At 43.5% G+C, this 2,635-nt stretch carries 1 protein-coding gene and 1 pseudogene; both read left to right on the forward strand.

Going from position 1 to position 2,635, the window contains the following annotated elements; genetic code table 11:
• A pseudogene (locus tag ACFIMQ_RS09145) lies at positions 1-2,274 on the forward strand (hypothetical protein); the annotation flags it as partial.
• Between the two features lie 8 nt (positions 2,275-2,282).
• Positions 2,283-2,612, forward strand: a complete 330-nt coding sequence (locus ACFIMQ_RS09150; RefSeq protein WP_375703904.1) for a hypothetical protein — start codon at positions 2,283-2,285, stop codon at positions 2,610-2,612.
• Positions 2,613-2,635: the final 23 nt, after the last annotated feature.

Genomic DNA, 2,635 nt, shown 5'->3' on the forward strand with positions numbered 1-2,635 from the left:
ACCTCAGAAGCATTGACGAAGTCTGGAGAAGCGAAGACCTTATCAGAAGAAGCAAAAGCTAAGGCAGAAAGGGTGGAGACCATTGCGACGGAAGCGAAATCTACAGCGGCTACAGCATTAACAGAAGCAAGAGAAGCTAAGAGTACAGCATCTGAGGCGAAGGGTTTGGCGGAACAAGCCCAACAGGGTGCAACAGAAGCAACGCGAATAGCCAATGAGGCGAAGGTAGCAGCAGAGACAGCGGTGCGTTCAGGAGAGTCAGCAGGTCAAGTGGGTGCAGAGGCGGTTAAGGCTATAGCGCAAGAGGCGAAGAGTAAAGCGGAAACCGCCGAGAAGATTGCACAAGAAACTAAAAGTGCTTTAGATGATATAAAACAAGTAGCAGATCGTGCGAAGTCTGTAGCAGATGATGCCAAGAAAGTGGCGGCGTCAGCTGAGAAAAAATCACAAAGCGTAGAGACAGTTGCAGAAGACGCCCAAAAGATAGCGAAGGAAGCCAAGGATACAGCCGGTTTTGCTAAACATGATGCGGAACAAGCTCGTAGTAAGTCTCAATCTTCAGAGACTATAGCCTATCAAGCTTCAAGCAAAGCAAGTGATGCAAAGCAAGTAGCCGATGAAGCGAAAGTCACAGCAAGTTTAGCACAGAGAGCAGGGGAAGAAGCCAAGAAAATAGCAGAAGCAGCAAGTAGCAGAGCCTATGAAGCGAAGGATGAAGTAGGCAAAGCGAAGGATATAGCGAATAGTGCAAAATATACAGCAGAAGAGGCAAAGAAGGCAGCAGAAACAGCTGGTAAAAAAGCCGCGTCTTTAGAAGCTGCAGCAGATGAATCGCAAAAAATAGCAAAAGAAGCTAAGGATACAGCTGATTATGCCAAACATGATGCAGGACAAGCGCGATCAATAGCAGAAAAAGCGCAAAGCGTTGCTTATGGAGCGAATAGTCGTGTTATAGATATCAATCAAGTGGTTGATAATTTTAAAGCTCCCGTAAGTTTAGCGCGGATGTACTCAGAAGAAGCCAAGAAAAAAGCCGAGGCAGCAGATTCGCAAGCCTATGCAGCTAAGAGTGAAGCAAGAGAAGCCAAGGAAGTAGCCGGTAGAGCAAAAAGTACAGCCGAAGAAGCTAAAAAAACAGCCGATACGACGAAGCAAGAGCTTGGTGGTATAAAGGATGCTTTGAAAAGAGAGCTTGGCGGTATCAAGAGTTCTCTATCCACAGCGACTTCTGCGAATACAGTAGCCTCTCAGGCAAAAGTGCTAGCAGAAGAGGCAAAACAGGAAGCTTTAAAAGCACAAAGTAGCACGAATATAAGCAGTTCTCCTTTGATGAAACATTTAACTTGGAATGTTATTTCGCTCTCGAGGCCGTTTCTCGTTGCTACAGGAAAAAAACAACTTACGTTGAAAAAAGGAACGCATATTTCTTTGAAGAAAGGGAATGATCTGTTTGTGATGAGTTACATGGAAGATACACTCGTTCCCATAACTCGATCTCTTACAGGGGGCAATGATTATTACATTTATTTAGTGACTTCGAATGAGAATACTGTGCAATTTGTTGTGTCCTTAAACTCGACTTATCCTACAGGTTATACAGCGACGAATTCTCGAAAGATAGGAGGGTTTCATACGCTTTGTGCGGATGTTGGTGTTATAATAGATCATCCGTTATCGGGGTATCAAGCAGGGGATATATTACCCCATTCAGTTTGGTGTTTGAATCATCGTCCGCATAGTTCGCCTGAGGGGATGGTCTATGACCCCTCCACAGATATTTGGGTTGATATTTATCTACAGTCAGGAACGGGTGAAAATACCCGCTCATCCTATAATGTTCCGATCACGACGAGCCGTAGCTATACAGAACATGCCACAGATATGATGCGTGTAAAGAAGTCTTTATTGAGTGATAAGGAATTTATCTCTGCCCTTTATGGAAGTAATGAAAAAACAAGTATAGCAGGCAATAAAGCTCCTACCCCCAAAAAAACAGGAGGCTATAAGGATACGGGAAATCGTCGTATGATCTCTCATATTGGATGTGAGGATGGTTGCGGTTATGTTTGGCAATATTTGTCAGAAACGTTTCCTGCGCAAACTTCTGTAAGTGGGGGAAGTATTAGAAGTTCCATGAATGTATTGATAGGAGGAGGGAGTTGGCAACAAGGTTTCTATAGTGGTCCCTTTTATCGCAATGGTCAGTATTCTCGCGGTTTCAAGGATGACAAAATAGGAGCGCGCGGTTGTAGTCATCCACGGTATTTTGTTTAGGAGGGTAGATGATAGATTATCCAGAGCATTTAAATACGAAGCAAGATTATCTGAACATGCTTGAATTTGATAAGGCTGAAACGGTAAGAAGGCTAGAGGGGCTTTTAGCAACACGTTTTTATTGGGTCTTTGTTAAAGAGCTTGAAGAAGGAGAAGAGGGGATTGAAGATGATACGCATAGGGTTTGTGTGCAAACAGAAATTCCTGTTGATTTAGACGGTACTTCTATAGAAAAGCGTTGTCAGTATGAATTACAAGAAAGCGACTATGCGCCGATATTTCGGCTTGGCTTTCGTGTTGAAGAAGTCGAGCAGCTGATCAAAGAGCATAGCCAATAGAGATCATAAGAAAACATTTTTAT

Origin of the sequence: Bartonella sp. AD13SXNS, assembly GCF_042196465.1 — a bacterium.
GTDB lineage: Bacteria > Pseudomonadota > Alphaproteobacteria > Rhizobiales > Rhizobiaceae > Bartonella.

Bases quoted from the DNA above. Each gene is read 5' to 3' on its own strand.
- ACFIMQ_RS09150 (WP_375703904.1), top strand. From the start codon at position 2,283: ATGATAGATTATCCAGAGCATTTAAATACGAAGCAAGATTATCTGAAC.